Source organism: Micromonospora sp. LOL_015 (assembly GCF_048060275.1).
Lineage (GTDB): Bacteria > Actinomycetota > Actinomycetes > Mycobacteriales > Micromonosporaceae > Micromonospora_E.
This window is the reverse complement of the sequence record NZ_JBHMIO010000245.1, coordinates 1-213: the sequence shown is the minus strand read 5'-3', so window position 1 is coordinate 213 and position 213 is coordinate 1. Positions and strand designations below refer to the sequence as shown.

The following is a 213-nucleotide window of genomic DNA, read 5'->3' as shown; positions in this document are numbered from 1 at the left end:
CGCGGTGCTCACCGTCACCGACCTGCGTGGCCGGACCGTGCACCGCAACTGGCGACCCGACGACACCAACCCGCCGCCACCCACACCCGTACCCGCCGACCGGCTGTCCGGCTCCACCGTCTGGCAGCTGCCCGAGCACTACCAGATCGGGACGCTCGCGGCGCAGTTCGGCGTCGAGCCGACCGACCTGACCGACATCGACGGCGAACACGT

At 71.8% G+C, this 213-nt stretch carries 1 protein-coding gene; it reads left to right on the top strand.

Translation table 11 applies throughout. The features are described from left to right. Positions 1-213, top strand: a 213-nt coding sequence (locus ACFHWU_RS29675) for a hypothetical protein (RefSeq protein WP_416592375.1), incomplete at both ends; no start/stop codon positions are given.